Below are 19,297 nucleotides of genomic sequence, written 5' to 3' on the forward strand. Positions count from 1 at the left end.
TACCCCTCTTGGCTACTCTAATTCACTGGCCAGTAATGCAAAAACTTCGTCTTCCGATAAGTCTGCTAGTTCATCTATATGACTTCCTGCTGACTCAGTTTCACAGGGCTGTTCTAACATTTCCCGTTCCAGGTATGCCACTAAAGCATCTAATGTCGGATAGTCAAACAACAGCGTCGAACGCAGGGTCTTACCAATGCTCATCTGTAGCTGATTCTTTAAATCGAGTACCATCAACGAGTCGATTCCTAAATCGAACAAGGGTTGCTGGGGCTTGATTTGTTGGGGGTCGCTGATACCCAGGACTCTAGCTAAGAGCGATCGCACGTAACTCATTAACAAAGCTCGTCTATCAGGTACGGGTGTTGCTTTCCACTGTTCGAGAAATGGCGAATGCTCCCCAGTTTGCTGTCTAAACTGTTGCTGAAACACTTCTAGAAATGGTGATGTTGTCGCTGCGGAATTTTGTTGAAAAAATCGCGGCCAATTAATTGGTATCACTCCCACCTGAGCGATCGATTCCGCCATTAACTGTTCTAGTATCTGCAACCCTTCTGGTTGGGAGATGAAATTAAATCCTGACTCCACAAACCGTTGTTGGAGTTGCTGACTCAAACGGCTTGTCATTCCCCCTGGCTCAGATCCTACCCTGTATACAGAAGTTATCGAATCATTACCAGTCGTTGAATTACCCCACCCAAACCCACCCCGTGTAAAGGGGAGGGAACTAGATTTTTCTTTTTCCCCTCTTTCTAAGGCGGTGTTGCGATTGTGCTTATAAAATTCATCGAGGGAACTAGATTTTTCTTTTTCCCCCCTTGGAAAGGGGGGATTAAGGGGGGTAATTCGACCGTAAGACCCAGACCAGGGTCCCCATTGCACACTCAGTCCGGGCAGACCAAGTGCCTGACGGTAGTGGCTCAAGGCATCTAGAAAGGCATTAGCAGCAGCATAATTCCCCTGTCCGGCTGCTCCCATCCAGGCAACCATTGATGAAAAACAAACAAACCAGTCTAGGGACATATCTTGAGTAAGTTCATGCAACAGCCATGCTCCCTGAACTTTCGGAGTCATAACTTTCACAAAGCTTTCCCAACTTTGCTGTTGTAGAATGCCATCATCCAAAACTCCGGCGGCGTGGATTACCCCGCGCAAAGGTGGTAATTGTGCCTGGATCTTGGCAAATATCCTGGTCATCTCCTCCCGGCTAGAAACATCTGCTTGTTCAACTATTACCTTTGCTCCAGTTTGCTCCATCTTGGCGATCGCCTCCGACGCAGCGTAGCTGAACGCATTTGTTACAGTTGGCGTTGGTGACTGACGGCTGATGAGGACTAAATGACGTACTCCTCGCTCCACTAACCAATGAGCTACTTGTAAACCCAAGGCTCCCAATCCGCCTGTAATTAGGTAACTCCCTTCTGCTCGAATCGTGACTTGCTCTGATTTTTCAACCGTGCGATGACGAACTAACCGCGCTACATAACGCTGACCTTGGCGTTGGGCAATTAGGTCTTCTCCATCTGAGTCAAAAATTTCTTGGGCGATCGCTGTTGCATCTGCTGCACTTGTTGCCATTAGATCGAGGTCGAGCCGATAACAAGGTAAATCGGGATACTCCAAGGCGATTACTCGTCCTAATCCCGATAATGGTGATTGCTGAATCTGTAATTTAACCGTTCCCTGTTCCCCATTCCCTATTCCCTTTAATGGTTCGACTACTTGAGATCCCTTGGTAACTAACCAAAGTTGAATAGAGTCAGATTGATGATTTTCCGTTAAGGATTGAACCAGATGCAACACACTGGCACAACTCAGTTCTTGCGATCGCCTCAACCCATCCAGATCGAGTTCCTCAACCGGATTTCCTATCAAAGACCATAGATGAATCACCCCTTGTAGCGGTTTGGGGAGTGTTAGCAATAGGCTATGAAAATCAGTCGGTTTTAAAGGATTGATTTGGTAGTGTTTGTCATCAAGTTGTTGATAGGTTTTTCCAGGTATGGCGATCGCATAATCCTTTCCCTGTTGGACTAAATGTTGCGCCAGTTGCTCTCCTAGTCCAGAGCCATCTGCAAAGATCAACCAATAACCCCCCACTCTTTCAGCTATGAGATTTTTAGGCAGGAATTTAGCTTGCCAGCGAACTTGATAGAGCCAATCGCTGAAATCTTCTTTCAGCATGCGCTGTAGGGATTGGGGTGTTGTTCGGCGCATTGAAAGCCCCTCAACTTGAACCAGCAACGCCCCACTCGAATCGACCAACTGGAGATCGGTGGCGATCGCCTCTGGCGCAGCGTAGCCGATCGCACTTTGGCTAGCGGATGTTTTTTTAGCTTGTACCCAAAGTTGATGCCCAGATCGTCTGTAAAAGTACAGACGCTCAAGACCCACAGGCAAATACAGAGATGTTTCATCGCCTGCTAAGAGTGCCTGTGTGAAAGCCGCACTCCCCCATTGAAAACTGGCATCAAGCAGAACAGGGTGAATTTGATAGCCCTCAGTTTCCAAATTTGCTGGTAATTGCAGTTGAGCATAACCCTGTTCTGTTTCCACCCACCCTTGCTTTAGGGCTTGAAAATAAGAGCCATATTCTATTCCTTGCTTTTGACAACGTTGATAAAATTCCTCGGTGTCAATGACATCTAATGCTGATTCGCCTCGATTTGACCAAGTTGATAAGTCAACAGCCGGGAATGCAGCTTCACCAGGCAAGATAGTGCCCGTAGCATGAACAATCCACGAAGATTCCTGTGCTGCTGGCGATCGATTCAGGCTACAAATTTCAAAATGGTAACTTTGTCCGGCGTTGGGAGTCAAAATCAATTGCAGGGTTTGATTTTGTCCAGAGGAAAGAATCAGGGGTTGTTCGATCGCCACATTTTCTAGTACCACACAATCAGATTGGAAAACAGCAGTACCAGCAGCAATCGCCATTTCTAGATAAACTGCACCTGGCAATATCATCTGCCCAAAAACTCGATGATCCGCTAAATAAGCTTGGTTTTCAGAACTTAAAGAAGATTCAAAAACAATTTCTTTAATTCTTGCTACCTGCAATTTTTGCCCTAGCAATGGATGGAAAAAGTCAGAACTTCCTTCTGCCCCTCCACTCCTCTGCTCCCTTGCTCCTCTGCTCCTCTGCTCATCTGCCCCTCTGCCCTCTGCCTTGGTGGGTTTGGTTTCAATCCAATAGTTTTGGCGTTGGAACGGATAGTTGGGCAACACAACTTTGCGGGGGCGGTGGTTGCACTCCAATCTATGCCAATAAACTTTTGTTCCACGCACATACAATTCACCCAAACTGGAGAGCATTTGTTGCCAATCTTCTTGCCCATTACCCAAGGATGGTAGCCAAGTCCCCTGCTCTAGTGGGAAACACTCACGCCCCATATCCAACAGGACAGGCTTGGGACTGCATTCTAGAAATACTTTATAACTTTGTTGAGCTAAAGTTGCCATTGCCAAGGCAAAGTTCACAGGTGAGAGAATGTGGCGACACCAATATTCAGGTGTTGTGACTTCAGATGTGGCGATCGCTCCTGTGATATTAGAGATGAACTTCACGCGCGGTTGATCGTAACTGACTTGACGGGCAACTTGCTCGAATTCTGCCACACCGTCGGACGCTAACTGTTGCATCAGCCGTCCGCGAGTTGCAACTAACTTGAGACCATCTTCTAGGGAAAAAACCCCGGCTACACAAGCGGCAACATACTCACCAACACCGTGACCTATGACTACATCGGGTTTGATGCCCCAAGATTGCCATACTTGAGCGATCGCATATCCCAAGGCAAAAATTGCTGGTTGTCCGTAGACTGTTCGATCCAAAAGTGGCTCTTCTTCTATCTCTGGATAGATTACAGATAACAGTGATTTATGAATATAAGGTTGCAGGATAGTGTCGCATTGCTGTAAAGCTTCTCGAAACTTTGGCTGGGTTTCGTAAAGTTGCCGTCCCATGTTTACATATTGTGATCCTTGACCTGCAAACAAAAAAGCCACTTTCGGCACTTCTGCTGCCAGAGTAAATTGCTCTGCGTCCAGGCGTAGCAATTTTTCACCCAAATCGGTCAGATCGCTAGTCACAATTGCCAGCCGATAATCAAAGTGCGATCGCCCGGTATTAGCTGTAAAACAGAGGTCGCCTAAATCATCATCAAAATTGTTGGTAATGCGATCGTGATAACGAGAAACAAGCTGCCGGAGTGCTACCTCACTTTTAGCGGATAAAGTCAGGAGATGATAGGAACGCTCAGAATTACTCCTCTGCTCCTCTGCTCCCCTGCTCCCCTGCTCCTTTAATGGTGCTTCTTCGATAATCACATGAGCATTTGTACCACTGAACCCAAAGGAACTGACACCTGCCAGTCGGGGCCGATCTCCCGTACTCCAAGGCACAATTTCGGTTGGCACCTGGATTGGCAATTCTGCCCAGTTAATATAAGGATTGGGTTGTTTGAGATGTAGGTGCGGAGCAATTTCTTCATGTTGCAGTTGTAGAACCGACTTAATCAGTCCAGCAATCCCGGCGGCAGCTTCCAGATGACCGATGTTAGTTTTAACTGAGCCAACTATCAAGGGTTGTTGCTGAGAGTGACTAACACCAAAAACTGCTCCTAGTGCTGTTACTTCAATCGGATCGCCAAGAGAAGTTCCGGTTCCGTGTGCTTCGATATAGCCGATCTGGTCTGGTTTGATTCCAGCGTTGTTTAGTGCCTGACGGATAACCGCTTGCTGAGAAGGGCCGTTAGGGACAGTTAATCCGCTAGTATGACCATCTTGGTTGATTGCTGAAGCGCGAATCACTGCCAAAATATTGTCGCCATCTGTCACTGCATCACAGAGCCGCTTGAGGATAATTACGCCGCACCCCTCACTACGGACAAAGCCATTAGCACGCGCATCAAAGGTCTTGCAGCGGCCATCGCCTGAGAGCATCCGCGCTTGAGAAAGGTTGATGGTAAATTCTGGCGAGATCAAGCGATTGACCCCGCCAACGATCGCTAAATTGCTCTCTCGCTGCCGCAGACTTTGGCAAGCTAAATGAGTCGCCACTAACGAGGAAGAACAGGCTGTATCGACAGCAAGGCTCTGACCAGTCAAGCCTAAAATGTAAGATATTCTGCCGGCGGCTACACTGTGGGCATTGCCCGTAGCTAGATAGCTATCTATCTCAGTAACATCTTGGCTCAATAAACGTTGGTAATTGTCATTCGTAGAAATGCCTACAAATACACCTGTTTGTGTTTTAGCAAGGTTTTGAGGATTTAATCCGGCATTTTCCAGAGCTTCCCAACTGACTTCTAACAGTAACCGTTGCTGAGGGTCTAGGGTGAGGGCTTCACGAGGGGAAATGCCGAAGAACTGGGGGTCAAATGCCTTTAAATTTTTAATAAAGCCACCGTAGCGCGTAGACATTTTTCCCGGTGCTTCTGGGTTGGGGTCGTAGTAAGCTGCCACATCCCAGCGATCGCGGGGAACTTCGGCGATCGCATCGATACCTTGGCGCAATAACTGCCAGAATAGCTCAGGAGTATCGGCACCACCCGGAAAGCGGCAACCCATACTGATAATAGCGATCGGCTCTTTTTGAGAGGCTACCAGCGTGTCAAGTTTACCTTGCAACTGCTTAATCACCAAAAAAGACCGTTGCAGGGGAGTCAGATTTTCGAGGTTCTGGGATGAAATCTTAGCCATTGGCATTCTCCTGAATCAGCCGATCTAGCTTTTGGTTGATGAACTCTTCTAATTGCGCCTCCGAAAGTTCTTGGGTTCTAGCCAAAAGCGATCGCTCCATTGTAGTCTCTTCGAGTTCTTCGTCAAGAACAATATCAGCAGCTTCTAATCCCAAAACTTCCCCCATGAGATAATCAACTAATGCTTCCACCGTGGGATAATCGAACATTACAGTTGAGGCGATCGCACACTCTAAGCTAGTTTGCAGGCGATTTCGTAATTCCACAGCAGTGAGAGAATCAATTCCCAACTCCACAAAACCTTGCTCTAAGCCTATCGGTGCGGATGATGGGAAACCTAGTACCTGAGCTATCTGTCGCTGGATATGGGCAACTAATAGTTCTCGGCGATCGCTAGGAGCAGCTGCTGCTAACTGTTGACGAAATGCAGGGGTAAGATGCGATCGCAATACAGATGTTTCTCGCCAATCTGCAAAAAATGGCGAATCAGCCGACTGCTCCAAAAATTTTTGCCAGTGTATCGGCACTACCCCAACCGTGGCACGAGAGCTATTTAGCAAGAGTTTTTCCAACACTGCTAAGACTTTTTGCGGGGCGATCGTGCCAATTCCTCGCTGCTGCGCCCGTTCATTTACCTGGCGTTGGACAGCAGAGCCAACTTCTGCCACCACGCCCCAGTTAATACTCAATCCAGGCAGTGCATTTGCTCGACGGTAAGCAGCTAAGGCATCTAAAAAAGCATTGGCCGCTGCGTGGTTGCTTTGACCTGGAGAACCTAGTAAAGCGGCAGCAGAAGAAAATAATACGAAAAAGTCCAACGGTTGATGCTTAGTCAACTGATGTAAATTCCATGCCCCCTGCACTTTAGGAGCCATTACCGATTCAAACCGTTCCCAAGAAAGCTGTTGCAGCACCCCATCCGCCAAAACACCTGCCGAATGAATCACACCCTGCAACGGGGGAAGTGACTGTTGAATTTCTGAGAACAATTGCTGCATTGCAGTCATATCAGACACATCAGCTTGAGCAACAATAACTTTAGCTCCCGCTTGTTCCAACGCCTCGATCTGATTCACATCCTGAACACCGCTACGCCCCACTAATACTAGGTTTTTAGCTCCCTGCTCTACCAGCCAACGGGCTACGAGTAATCCTAAACCTCCTAATCCCCCAGTAATTAGGTAAGTGCTATCAACCCGAATTCCTTTTAAAGGTAACGGAGCTTCCGAACCAATAGTGGATCGAAGGAAGGAATCAGCAAAATCCTCACTGTTCCCCATACTTCGACTCATTTCGACTCCGCTCAATGCAAGTCGCTCAGTACAAGTTCCCCATACTTCGACTTCGCTCAGTACAAGTTCCCCATTCCCCGTTCCCCCAACCCTGACGACAATCTTGCCAATATGCTTGGCTTGTTGCATATAACGAAAAGCATCCACCACTTCCTGAATCGGAAATATTTTGATTGGGGGAGGTTGGAGTAACCCGCTTTCAAATTGCTCGACTAATTCCCGCAGCATGGACTGGATTAATTCTGGTTGCTCCTGACAAACACGCACCAGATCGATAACTTTATAACCCACATCAGGTCTGACTTGTGCCACCTGCTGAGAGTCCCAAACTCCCCGTTTGCCAATTTCCAAAAATTGACCGTGGGGATGAATTACCGCTAGGCTATGGGCGATCGCATCACCAGAAGTAAGGGAATTAAGTACCAAATTAACGCCTTGCCCTTGGGTGATTTGCTGCACTGTCTCTACAAACTCGCTGCTACGGGAGTTCATAATGTGCTGCACGCCCATATTTCTGAGAGCTTGCCATTTGGGAAGGCTGGCTGTGGCAAATACTTCGGCTCCAGCTTTTTGGGCAATTTGCACAGCAGCTATGCCAGTACCTCCGGCGGCGGCGTGGATGAGAATCCGATCGCCTTTACCAATTTTCCCAGCCTGATGGAATGCATAGTAGGCGGTCAAAAAATTAACCGGAATGGCAGCAGCAGCCTCAAAGCTGAGATTCTTTGGTTTGGCAACCACATAAGCTGCATCAACTGTAACAAAGTGGCTGAAACTACCATGAGCGATCGCTATTACTGGATCTCCAATCGCCAAGTCGGTAACGCGATCGCCAATGGCAACAATTTCACCCGCGCACTCCCCACCAAAACCTGTTGTTTCCAGCAAATGCTGTTGAGACACACCATCTACTTGCTCAGGGAGCAATTCTAACGCAGCAATGACATCCAAAAAATTCAAACCTGCGGCTTGTACGCAAATTTCTACCTCTCCTGATTTTGGAGGACGGCGATTTGTTGGTTCCCACTGTAAGTTTTCGAGGATTCCTCGCTCCTGCATTGTCAGTCGGAAATTTTGGATTTTGGATTTTGGATTTTGGATTAATTTCCGTAACTTCTGACTCCTGCCTTCTGCCTCCTGATATCGCCCTAGTCTAGCAACATGACGTAATCCCCACCGAAATGCTACTCGATCTTCAACATCTTCTGAGCAAACTTCTGCGTGTAGCGTTTGCGCTTGCACTTCTGAGGGTGCTTTGGGGTCGAGATCGATACATACACACTTTAATTCTGGATGCTCTAGAGCAATGACTTTTCCCATCCCCCACACAGAAGATTGACCGACTGCCAAAACTTCTGGATAGTCTTCAGAATCACCTGTGGGTACAGGTTGCGCTCCACAAGTTACAAGCCACAATCTGGACTGTGCTAATCCAGCTTTACCTAACGCTTGCACTAAGAATAAAGTCGTTTTGCATCCCTTTTCAAAAGCTACTGCTTCAGGTTGATCGAGACTCCAACATTGGATGATACCGTAAATATCTTGTGGCTGACTATTGATGAGTTGCAGAAATTCCTCTGGGCGATCGCAGTTAATTACAAATATGGCTGGTGCAATTTCCTGATATTTTTCTCCAGGAAAGACTAAGGTACAGATATCTCCCTGCGATTTGAGTTGCGCCGCTAACTGTTCAGCTATACCTCCTCGATCCGCAAAAATCAGCCAATTGTGATGCTTTAAACTAACCTGAGATGTAGGAGATTCTGAAACTTGAGCCACAATTAAAGCTTGTTTTAAAGGGAACAGGGAACAGGCAACGGGAAACAGTGAAGATTTTTGGTTAGATGCGGAAATTTTTACTTGTTCCTTCCCTCGATCCACTAAAGGGTTAGAAGCCCTGTTCCCTATTCCCTGTTCCCTATTCCCTATTCCCCATTCCCCATTCCCTATTCCCCATTCCCCATTCCCTATTCCCTGTTCCCTATTCCCTTCAACAATGACTGCTACCTGCGAAAAACCACTTTCAGCAAGCAATTGTTGCCACTGTTGGGCACTGATTAAAGGATAGTCGGGGCGAATATCAAAATCTTGAAATTTCCACCATCCTTCTAAAAGTCCGAAGATTAAATCTACCCATCGCTGGCGGTGAGTGCCTTCCAACAAGATTAACTGACCTCCTGGGGCCAACAACTGCCGTATATGTTCTAAGGTTTGGCGAAGGGATGTTGTCGCGTGTAGGACGTTGGCAGCAATGATGACATCATATTGATGAGAGGCAAATCCTTGCTCAGATGGCGACTGCTCGATGTCGAGGTTTTGATAGCGGATAAAAGGATAATCTCGAAACTTCTCTTGGGCTTGGCTGGTAAATAATGCCCCTATATCTGTAAACACATACTCGGTTTGTGCGGGATGAAGCTGCGGCAGAATATAGTGAGTTGTACCTCCCGTACCTGCACCAATTTCTAACAGCCGCACTCCTCGATCGCCAGGTAGCTGTTCTAAAGCGATCGCGATCGCCTCTGCCACCAAACCATTCATTACTTTTGCCCCTGGCGAATCCTGATAAAATCGAGTCGCTGCGGTGGTATCTCCACCTGGAAACACTAATTGCACCGGATCGATAGCGCCTCGCAGTACGGCACTTAATTGAGAAGCACAGCGTTCCATTAGTGTCAGTTCTGCATCAGTATCAGGGAAGCGATCGCGTAATGTGGCGATCGCATTTTCAGGAGTGACTTTTTCAGGAATTCGGATGACTTGCCATCGGTCTGCAACTAACTGTAAAACTTCAACTTCAGCGAGCATTTGCAACAGGCGTTGTAAAAGTAACCGATGCTGCGAAACGACTCCTAATCGTTTGGCGATCGCTTCTGTAGAAAAGTTATCGCCTAGATGCCATAGCCAGCCCATCTCTTCAAAGGCTTGCAGTACAAATTCAATGCTGAGGTTCTCTAGTTGGTTGAGGAAGTTACTATAATCCTCCCAGCTATTTGTGGGATGATTTTTCTCACGCAGAGGCGCAGAGGCGCAAAGAGTAAGAGAGTGTGTTTGTGCAACGCTAGCTTCTGAGTCAGTTTTAGCTGTTAATTGAGGGATGCTAAGTTGCAGTTTTTGTTGAATAGATGTTGGAGGAAGTAAGGATTTAAGCGATCGCCATTGGCCAAATCTGGCTCTGATTCGCCATTCCACTTGATAGAGCCAATCTGTAACATCCTCTTGTGGAGTATCAAGCCGTGCTAAGGCTTTGACTCGCAAACCTTCTACAGTCGCAATGATTTCTCCTTCAGCACTAAAGAGGGTGACTTGACCAGTCTGTTGTGAAGTTAGCGATCCCATTGCCCAGAGGCGCTGACTAGGACGATGGTAAACCTGCAAGCGATCGATACTGACTGGAAGATAAGTTTTTCGCTCTGCACTTTGTTCATTTTCAGAGGCAGCGAGAACTTGCAGGCTGGCATCTAATAGCACCGGATGTATTTGATAATCGGTTGCTTCTACAAATTGTTCTGCTGATAATTCAATTGTGCCCAAAGCTTGCTGGCCATCCCAACCTAAACCTTGGATGGCTCGGAAGCTAGCACCATAATCAATCCCTCGCTGGTGAAAATTTTCATAAAAGCGATCGACTGTAAGCGATCGCTCACAATTTACTTGACAATTTTTAATATTTATGAACCTAGCAGCCCCGGCAGTGGCTCGGCAGATTTTCCCTTGAGCGTGCAGAAGCCATTCGGGATTTTCTTCAGGCTCTAAACTGAAAATCTGAAACTGATAAGTGTCATTTTCTAAAGGAGTGAGGATGGTTTGCAGTGTTTTCAAATCTGTTTCTGGCAGCACCAAACCTTGCAGGATGACCACATCCTCAAGCATCAACTGATGGGTTTGAAACAGAGTAGCACCAGCAGTCAAGGCCATCTCTAAATAGGCGGCGGCGGGGAAAAGCGGCTGGCTAAAAACGCGATGGTCGCCCAGGTAATTTGGAGCAGCAACACTCAGTTGGGATTCAAATTGAATGTCTTTCGACGCAGAGCGCAGTCTTCGACCCAGGAGTGGGTGAATAACCCGATTTTGGGTCGCTGCCTGGGAGACTGACCCCAGCCAAAACCTCTGCCGTTGAAAAGGATAAGTCGGCAAAGCTACTTTCCGTCGTTGCGGATAGTCTTTCTCGAAGCCATGCCAGTCTACTTTTACACCTCGAAGATAAAGTTCAGCTAAACTGGCGAGCATCTGTTGCCAGTCCGATCGCCCTGAACGCAGGCTAGGCAGCCAAACTCCTACTCCTGCTGGTAGGCAGTCTCGTCCCATCCCTAGTAAAATCGGCTTGGCTCCTATTTCCACAAACACTTCATAACCCTGTTGATGCAGAGTGTTCATGCTCTGGGCAAATCTAACGGGTTGAGAGATATGATTTACCCAATAATCAGGAGTTTGGATTTCTTCAGTGGCGAAAATACCTGTGAGGTTGGAAATTAACTTGATACTTGGTAGTGAGTAGTTAACCTCTGCGGCTACTCGTGCAAACTCCGCCAACATCGGTGACATTAAGGGAGAGTGAAAGGCATGAGAAACATTTAACTTTCTAGTCTCAATGCCTTGTGTATGTAGTGTGGTAGATATTGCTCTAATTGCTGAGGTATTTCCAGAAATAACAATATTATTCGGGCTGTTAATAGCAGCGATGCTTACGGCAGGCTTCGCCAACGCCACTTCTTCTAAATAAAGTTGAATAACTGTCCGAACTAGTTTCTCATCAGCCAACACTGCAATCATCTCTCCAGTATTGGGTAATGCTTGCATCAGGCGGGATCTATGAGCAATCAACTGCAAACCAGCTTCTAAACTGAAAACACCAGCTACACAAGCAGCGACATACTCACCCACGCTATGCCCCATAACGACATCTGGAATAATCCCCCACGATCGCCATAACTGGGCTAAAGAATATTCCAAGGCAAATAAAGCTGGTTGAGAATAAGCGGTTTGATTTAGTAAAGAAGTTTCATCTGGAGAAAAATAAAGGACGCTGAGTAGGGATTTTTCTAAATAGGGACGCAGAATTTCATCGCAGCGATCGAGGTTTTGGCGGAAAGTTGGCTGGGTTTCGTAAAGTTCACGCCCCATGCCGATATACTGAGAGCCTTGTCCTGTGAAGAGAAAAGCGATTTTGGCTGACTTTTTACTGTGTACTTTGATGTTTACGAATTCGGTCGTTTTTAGTTTCTCTTGTAACTGCACCACAGATTCAGCAATAACAGCTAAACGATAGTCGAAATGCGATCGCCCACTATTAGCTGTAAAGCAAATATCTGCCAGAGATGTCTGGGAATTTGAGGAGAGAAATACTTGATAACTTTCTACCAGTTCCCGCAAAGCGGCCTCATTCTTAGCCGAAAGCGTCAGCAGGTGCAGCGATTTTGGATTTTGGATTTTGGATTTTGGATTGCGATCGGCATTGTCAAATCTAAAATCTAAAATCGGCAATCTAAAATTGGAGGGTGCTGCTGCTAAAATCACATGGGCATTCGTACCTCCAAAGCCAAATGAAGATACACCAGCAAAACGTGGTTCCTTCTCTTCCAACCATTGTTGAGGCTGGAGTGGAATTGATAAGGGTGTTTCTGCTAGGGAAATCAGGGAATTAATCCGATCCAGATGCAGATTGGGGGAAATTTCCTGGTGCTGCAAGCACAATACCACCTTGATTAAACCAGCAATTCCCGCCGCAGCTTCTAGATGTCCGATATTAGTTTTCACCGATCCCAGCCAACAAGCGCGATCTGGCGAGCGATCTAACATCAGCGCTGCTTTTAAAGCATTAACCTCTATGGGATCTCCCAAAGATGTCCCTGTACCATGAGCTTCTACATAGGTAATTTGTGATGCCAAAACCCCTGCATTAACTAAAGCTTGCTGGATAACTGCTTGTTGAGCAAGTCCATTAGGTGCGGTGATGCCATTGCTACGACCATCTTGATTAACTGCTGAACCTTGGATCGTGGCCAGGATATTGTCTCCATCTCGCAGCGCATCGCTAAGGCGTTTGAGAATGACGATTCCGCAACCTTCGCCCCGAACATAACCATCAGCTTTCGCATCGAAGGTTTTGCAACGACCATCTTTTGCCATCATGTTTGCCTGAGCAAATGCGATCGCCAATTGGGGAGTCAAGATTAAATTTACTCCTCCAGCGATCGCCATCTGGCATTCCCCTTGATTTAAACTTTGGCAGGCTTGATGAACAGCTACTAATGATGATGAACAAGCTGTATCTACTGCCCAGCTAGGCCCGCGCAAATTTAATAGATAGGATATGCGGTTAGCAGCAATACTCAAAGCATTACCAGTTGCAGAATAGGTATTGCCATCTGCGTAATTTAATAATAACTGAGAGTAATCGTTATTGCTGATGCCAATGAATACCCCTGTATGACTGCCTGCAATTCGATCTGGTGCTTGAGATGCATTTTCTAGGGCTTCCCAAGTTACTTCTAGCAGTAGTCTTTGTTGGGGGTCAATGCTCTCGGCTTCTCGTGGAGAAATCCCAAAAAATTGCGGATCGAAGCGATCGACTTGTTCGAGAAAACCACCCCAACGGACTTGGGAATTACTGGCATTCCAACGCGATCGCGGCACTTCAGAAATAGCATCAATTCCCTGATGTAGTAACTGCCAAAAAGCTTCTGGGTTTTCGGCTTTCGGAAAACGGCAACCCATACCAATAATAGCTATAGCATTACTATCATCTGATTTTGGATTTTGGATTTTAGATTTTGGATTGGCTTCGCTTTGAAAGTCCGAAGCTAAATGTTGAGATAAGGTTTCAATGCTGGGGTAATCATACAATAAAGTAGGAGAAAGTTGCCGTTCCAATAATTCTTGTAAATCACTGGCAATGCTTACAGCTACTAATGAACTCAGACCGTAATAAGCTAAAGGGTGCTGAATATCAATTTGTTCGGGAGCAATTTGTAGATGTTCTGCAACTTTTAAAATTAACCAAGCTTCGATATTTTTTTGGCTGTAATGTTTTGAGTAATTTGCTGGAGATGTTTCTGATTGATGAATATTTGCTCGCCATTCTGCTACAACATTTAAGCTGTGATTTAAAAATGCCAATCGGCAAGCACTGCGCTGAATCTTACCACTAGAAGTTTTGGGAATGCTCCCTGTTTTTAACAGCAACACTGCATGAACCTGTAAATCGTGTTGCTCGGATACGGCTTGACGAATTGCACCGATAACTTCATTTTGATTGAGTTTACGGAGATAAGTTCGTTCTATTTCTTGAACAATAACTAACTTTTCTTCACTGTTAATTTCAACTGAAAATGCTGCCCCACAAGTTGGTCGCAGTGCTGGATGGCTTTGCTCAATTGTCTGTTCGATATCTTGAGGATAATGGTTGCGTCCCAGGATGATGATGATATCTTTAATCCTACCTGTGACAAATAATTCCCCGTCCTGCAAAAATCCTAAATCCCCGGTTCGCAGAAACGGCCCTTCATTAGTATCTGCTGTATAAGCATGGAAAATTTTTTCTGTTTCTTCAGGTCGATCCCAATAGCCACAAGCGACATTTTGTCCAGCCACCCAAATTTCTCCAACTGTTCCAGGTGGACACAAGGTTAAAGTTTCCGGGTTAGCGATAGCTATTTTTTCCTCTAACCAACTCTGACCACAACTGACTATTTTTTTGGCTTTTTCTGGCTCATTAGTAATTTTTACAATATTTTTTGCTACTTCAACCGGATCGATAGTAACGACAAGCAAAGCAGCATTTTTCAGACCCCCAGAAACCAATAAAGTTGTTTCTGCCATACCGTAGCAAGGGTAGAATGCTTCAGGACGAAACCCATAAGGCGCAAAAGTTTGTCCAAATCGTTCTAGTGTTTCTGCACGGATGGGTTCAGCACCATTAAAAGCCACTTCCCAACTACCCAAATCCAGGTTTTCTCTCTGTTGGGGAGTAATTTTGTTAACACACAGATCGTAAGCAAAATTAGGAGCGCCGCTAGTGGTTGCTTTGTAGTGGGAAATTGCCAAGAGCCAACGAACGGGTTTCTCTAAGAATGCGACAGGTGACATGAGAATGCCATGTACACCTACATATAAAGGCTGGAGTACATTCCCAATTAGTCCCAAGTCGTGATAAAGTGGCAACCAACCTAGAATTATGCTTTTTTCTGTATGTTGGGCTGCTCTCTTCATCATTTCTTCGTTGTAGAGCAAATTCCCGTGACTCACCATCACTCCTTTTGGTGAACCTGTAGAACCAGAAGTATATTGCAGAAATGCTAGTGATTCACTTTTGATTTGGGGAGGAACCCAATCATCTGCAAAATTGTTAGAGATACTATCAGTAACTAAATAGTGTAAATTTAATGGTTTGAGTTCTGCTTGGTAGCTTTCCCAGTTAGCCGCAATCGATGCATTGGTAAGGGCTAGAGATACTTGGGCATCTTGAATAATAGCTTTTAACCGAGTTAACTGTTGGTTGCGTCGGGGTGGATAAGCGGGGATAGCGATGACTCCTGCATACAAACACCCAAAAAACGCGGCGATAAATTCCCATCCTGGTGGATACAGCAGCAAGACTCGCTCTCTAGTAGTCCCAACGGATTTTAATTTGTTTGCAAAATGACAAATTAGCACTTGCGCGATCGCCCGTGCTTTTATATCCAACTCTTGATAGGTAATACTAACTTCTTCAGCTTCCCCATCCACGAGAAAAGTGTAGGCTGTTTGGTTAGGGCGATTGTCTGCTCTGTAGCGTAATAAATCAACTAAAGTAGAAGATTTACGCTCAGAACTGCTTAAGCCATCTGAGATAAAAGCCATTGAGTCTGTTCACCGGGCAACCATTAAACCATTAAATAAGCTGTTTTTTCGGATAAATGTTTTGGTCTGCAAAAGCTTCTTGACTACATCCTAAAAACAGAGTTACTACTGTCAATACAGATCGTTATAAGTGTATTATTAGTAACTTAAGATTCACAAACCTTGTTATATTCTGCTTTTCTATTCATCAGTAATAACTTTTCTCAAACGTAATATTTAGATAAATCTCTAAATATTTAGTTATATTAATTTATAAAATTAGTAAATGTTTGTAACAGTTAGGTCGGAAAGTCTATTCACAGAGTATGTTGGGAAAACTTTTTTACAATGCCTCCCAACTTTTCAAGTATCCGTGAATATACTGAATTTATAAGCAAATTTATATGCCTAGAAACTATATTGGGTTATCGTGTAGTTGCCACGATCCAGGTTTGGCAATTGTTAACTCTGATGGGGAGGTAGTATTTGCCGAAGCTGCGGAAAGATACCTACAAAATAAACGGGCATGGTATAGTCCTCCAGACGATCTGATCCGGATGGGTGAGTTGCTTAACACCTATTGTGAAAAAGATGCCGAGCTAGTCTTAGCAAGTACGTGGCAGCCATCTACTCTCCGTAAAGCAGAATTTTTTTACTTTAATTCGTTAATACAAAATCCAGTTATTCAATTTTTATTAAGTTTATTAACTAGTGAAACACCTTTACCTGCACCACTTTCAAAGTTATTAATTTCTGGCACTGCCAAAAATACTGGCTTAAACACAGAATTTGTATTCTTCTTAAAAAATCAAACAAATCCTCAAATTAATTCTCATTTGCAGGTGACTCGGAAGGCATTCGATCATCATCTGACCCATGCTGCGGCAGCTTGTTACAGCAGCCCTTTTGAAGAAGCATTATGTGTTATTGCTGATGGCTATGGTGAAGGTTCATCTACTGCTATATTCCACTACGATCGCGGCACTCTCAAACCGATTCCAGGGATAAAACCTTCCATACCCAGTTTAGGAATCTTCTTTGCTAAACTTTGTAACGCTTGTGGATTCGATTCTATCAGAGGGGAAGAATGGAAAGTAATGGGACTAGCACCCTATGGCAAGCTGAATCAGGCTTTCTATCATTCACTCAAAGGGCTAATGGAAGTAAAAGATGGGGGGTTTATATACAAGAATAAACAGTTAATTCAAGAATATGAATCAACATTAAATCATTACATATCAAAGCGTTGGCAGAATCCCTACGATGCTGCCGATCTTGCCTATACAGGTCAACTTGTTTTCTCGGAATTAATGACAGATTTGCTCAAAAGCGCCTATAAGATTTGTCCATCCGATCGCCTTGTCCTATCTGGTGGATGTGCGCTCAATTCAGCTTTTAATGGTCAAGTACTAGAATTAGTGCCTGAGTTCAAAAATTGTTATGTTTTTTCTGCGCCCGGAGATGACGGTAATGCAGTTGGTGCGGCTTTACTTGCTTACTATAGCGATCGCCCTCCCCAGAATAAACCTGCAAAGCTCCAATCACCTTACCTGGGTTCAACAATATCAGTGAAAACCTTGAGTAATTTAGAGCAATATAGCCGACTCAAAAAAGTTCCGTTGGAATATGGCGAAACAGTCTCTCAAAAGGCAGCACAATTTTTGGTCGAGGGTAAGATTATTGGCTGGATGCAAGGTAGGGCAGAATTTGGCCCTAGAGCTTTAGGAAACCGTTCGATTCTTGCTGACCCCAGGTTGCCTGATATTAAATTGCGGCTGAATGTGGAGGTGAAATATCGGGAGGAATTCCGCCCATTTGCTCCAGCTATTTTGCATGAATATGGTGCTGAGTATTTTGAGAATTATCAAGAAACTCCGTATATGGAGCGTGCTTTACGCTTTCATCCCCAAGCAGCAGAAAAAGTTCCAGGTGTAGTTCACGTTGATGGTACAGGTCGGCTTCAGACGGTTAAGCGAGATTGGAATCCCAGGTTCTATGATCTGATCTCAGCTTTTTTGCACCTAACAGGAATTCCCCTAATTCTGAACACAAGTTTCAATGTGATGGGAAAACCGATTATTCATACTGTGGAAGATGCGATCGCTGTCTTTATGACAACAGGCATGGATGTATTAATTATTGAAGATCGAATTTATTTAAAGTAACCCAATGGTCAGTTTTAATGAAGTTAATCAATTCAAAATCTACATTAACTATTACTTTAATCTCTACACTAATTTTAGCTAGTGTTATTTTCTTTATTTCTAAGCGATTAAATCCTCCAACTGCAAATGGAAGAGAGACTACCCTAGCAAATGTCTCAGCCACAAAGACATCAGATAAAAGTGTGACAGCACTGGGAAGAATCGAACCAAAAAATGCAGTGATCAAATTAACTGGGCCATCCTATCTTTATAGTGGTCGGGTAATTCAGATTTTAGTTAAAGAGCAAGAACAAGTTAAGAAAGGGCAAATCATTGCCATTCTAGATATTTTTGATAAACAGCAAGCAGTGTTAAAGGCAGCAGAGCAGAAAGTTCAACTTGCGCGATCGCAACTTAACCAAGTGCTAGCTGGAACAACCAAAAAAGGAGAAATCGCTGCTCAAGAGGCAGCAGTTGCTAGCTTAAAAGCTGAGTTCCAAGGTCAAATTGCTACCCAAAAAACTAAAATTGCTCGTTTAAAAATTAAATTACTGAAACAAAAAGATGTTGACACAGCGGCCATTATGCGTTTAAAAGCAAACTCGAATCAAGCGGAAATTGATTGTCAACGTTATGAAAATCTATTTAAAGATGGGGCTACCAGTAATGCTACTCGTGATAGTAAATGTTTAGAAGCTAAAACTGCTTTGCAACAGCTTAAAGAAACAGAAGCTAACCAAGAGCAAGTTGTAACAACTTTGCCACAAGAAATTAGTGAAGCAGAGTCCACAATGAAACAAATTTTGTCAACTTTTCCTCAAAAGATTGCCCAAGCTAAAGCTATTCTTGACCAACTTCAGGAAGTTCGCCCTGTAGATATAGAAGTTTCTCGCTCTCAACTGAAGCAAGCGATCGCTGAAGTAAGTGAAGCTCAGTCAGAACTCGATCTAGCTCATGTAAAAGCACCTTTTCCAGGTCAAATTCTGAAAATTCACACTTGGCCAGGAGAAAGTATTGGTAGTGATGGAATTGTTGACTTCGGTCAGACTCAAGAAATGTATGTGGTTGCAGAAGTTTACGAAACTGATATTGGGCAAATTAAGCTAGGACAGGTTGCTACTATCTCTAGTAAATCTTTACCATTTGAATTACAGGGAAAAGTAGAGCAAATTGGCTTGCAAATTGGCAAAAAAGCTGTTTTTAATAACGATCCTAGTTTAGATATGGACGCTAGGATATTTGAGGTTAAAATTAAAATAAATTCAGATTATACAGATAAAATTACTCATTTAATTAATTTACAAGTAGAAGCAAAAATTGATACTAATCCTTAATTTTA

The 19,297-nt window shown here is 44.6% G+C and carries 4 protein-coding genes; 2 read left to right on the forward strand and 2 right to left on the reverse strand.

Annotated elements, in window-relative coordinates:
• Positions 1 to 12: 12 nt before the first annotated feature.
• Positions 13 to 5,703, reverse strand: coding sequence for a type I polyketide synthase (locus tag RMX89_RS21580; protein ID WP_322690382.1), 5,691 nt, complete (start codon positions 5,701 to 5,703; stop codon positions 13 to 15).
• A complete protein-coding gene (locus RMX89_RS21585; protein ID WP_322690383.1) occupies positions 5,696 to 15,835 on the reverse strand; it encodes an SDR family NAD(P)-dependent oxidoreductase in 10,140 nt (3,379 codons plus the stop codon). Before RMX89_RS21585 ends, RMX89_RS21580 begins: the two co-directional genes overlap by 8 nt.
• A gap of 383 nt (positions 15,836 to 16,218) precedes the next feature.
• On the opposite strand from RMX89_RS21585, the gene RMX89_RS21590 reads away from it, so the two are divergent.
• Both RMX89_RS21590 and RMX89_RS21595 read left to right on the forward strand, forming a co-directional pair.
• Positions 16,219 to 17,979, forward strand: coding sequence for a carbamoyltransferase (locus tag RMX89_RS21590; protein ID WP_322690384.1), 1,761 nt, complete (start codon positions 16,219 to 16,221; stop codon positions 17,977 to 17,979).
• A gap of 17 nt (positions 17,980 to 17,996) precedes the next feature.
• A complete protein-coding gene (locus RMX89_RS21595; protein ID WP_322690385.1) occupies positions 17,997 to 19,292 on the forward strand; it encodes an HlyD family efflux transporter periplasmic adaptor subunit in 1,296 nt (431 codons plus the stop codon).
• The last annotated feature ends 5 nt before the right edge of the window (positions 19,293 to 19,297 follow it).

Source organism: Nostoc sp. DedSLP04, from assembly GCF_034530775.1.
In the GTDB taxonomy this organism is placed as follows: domain Bacteria; phylum Cyanobacteriota; class Cyanobacteriia; order Cyanobacteriales; family Nostocaceae; genus Nostoc.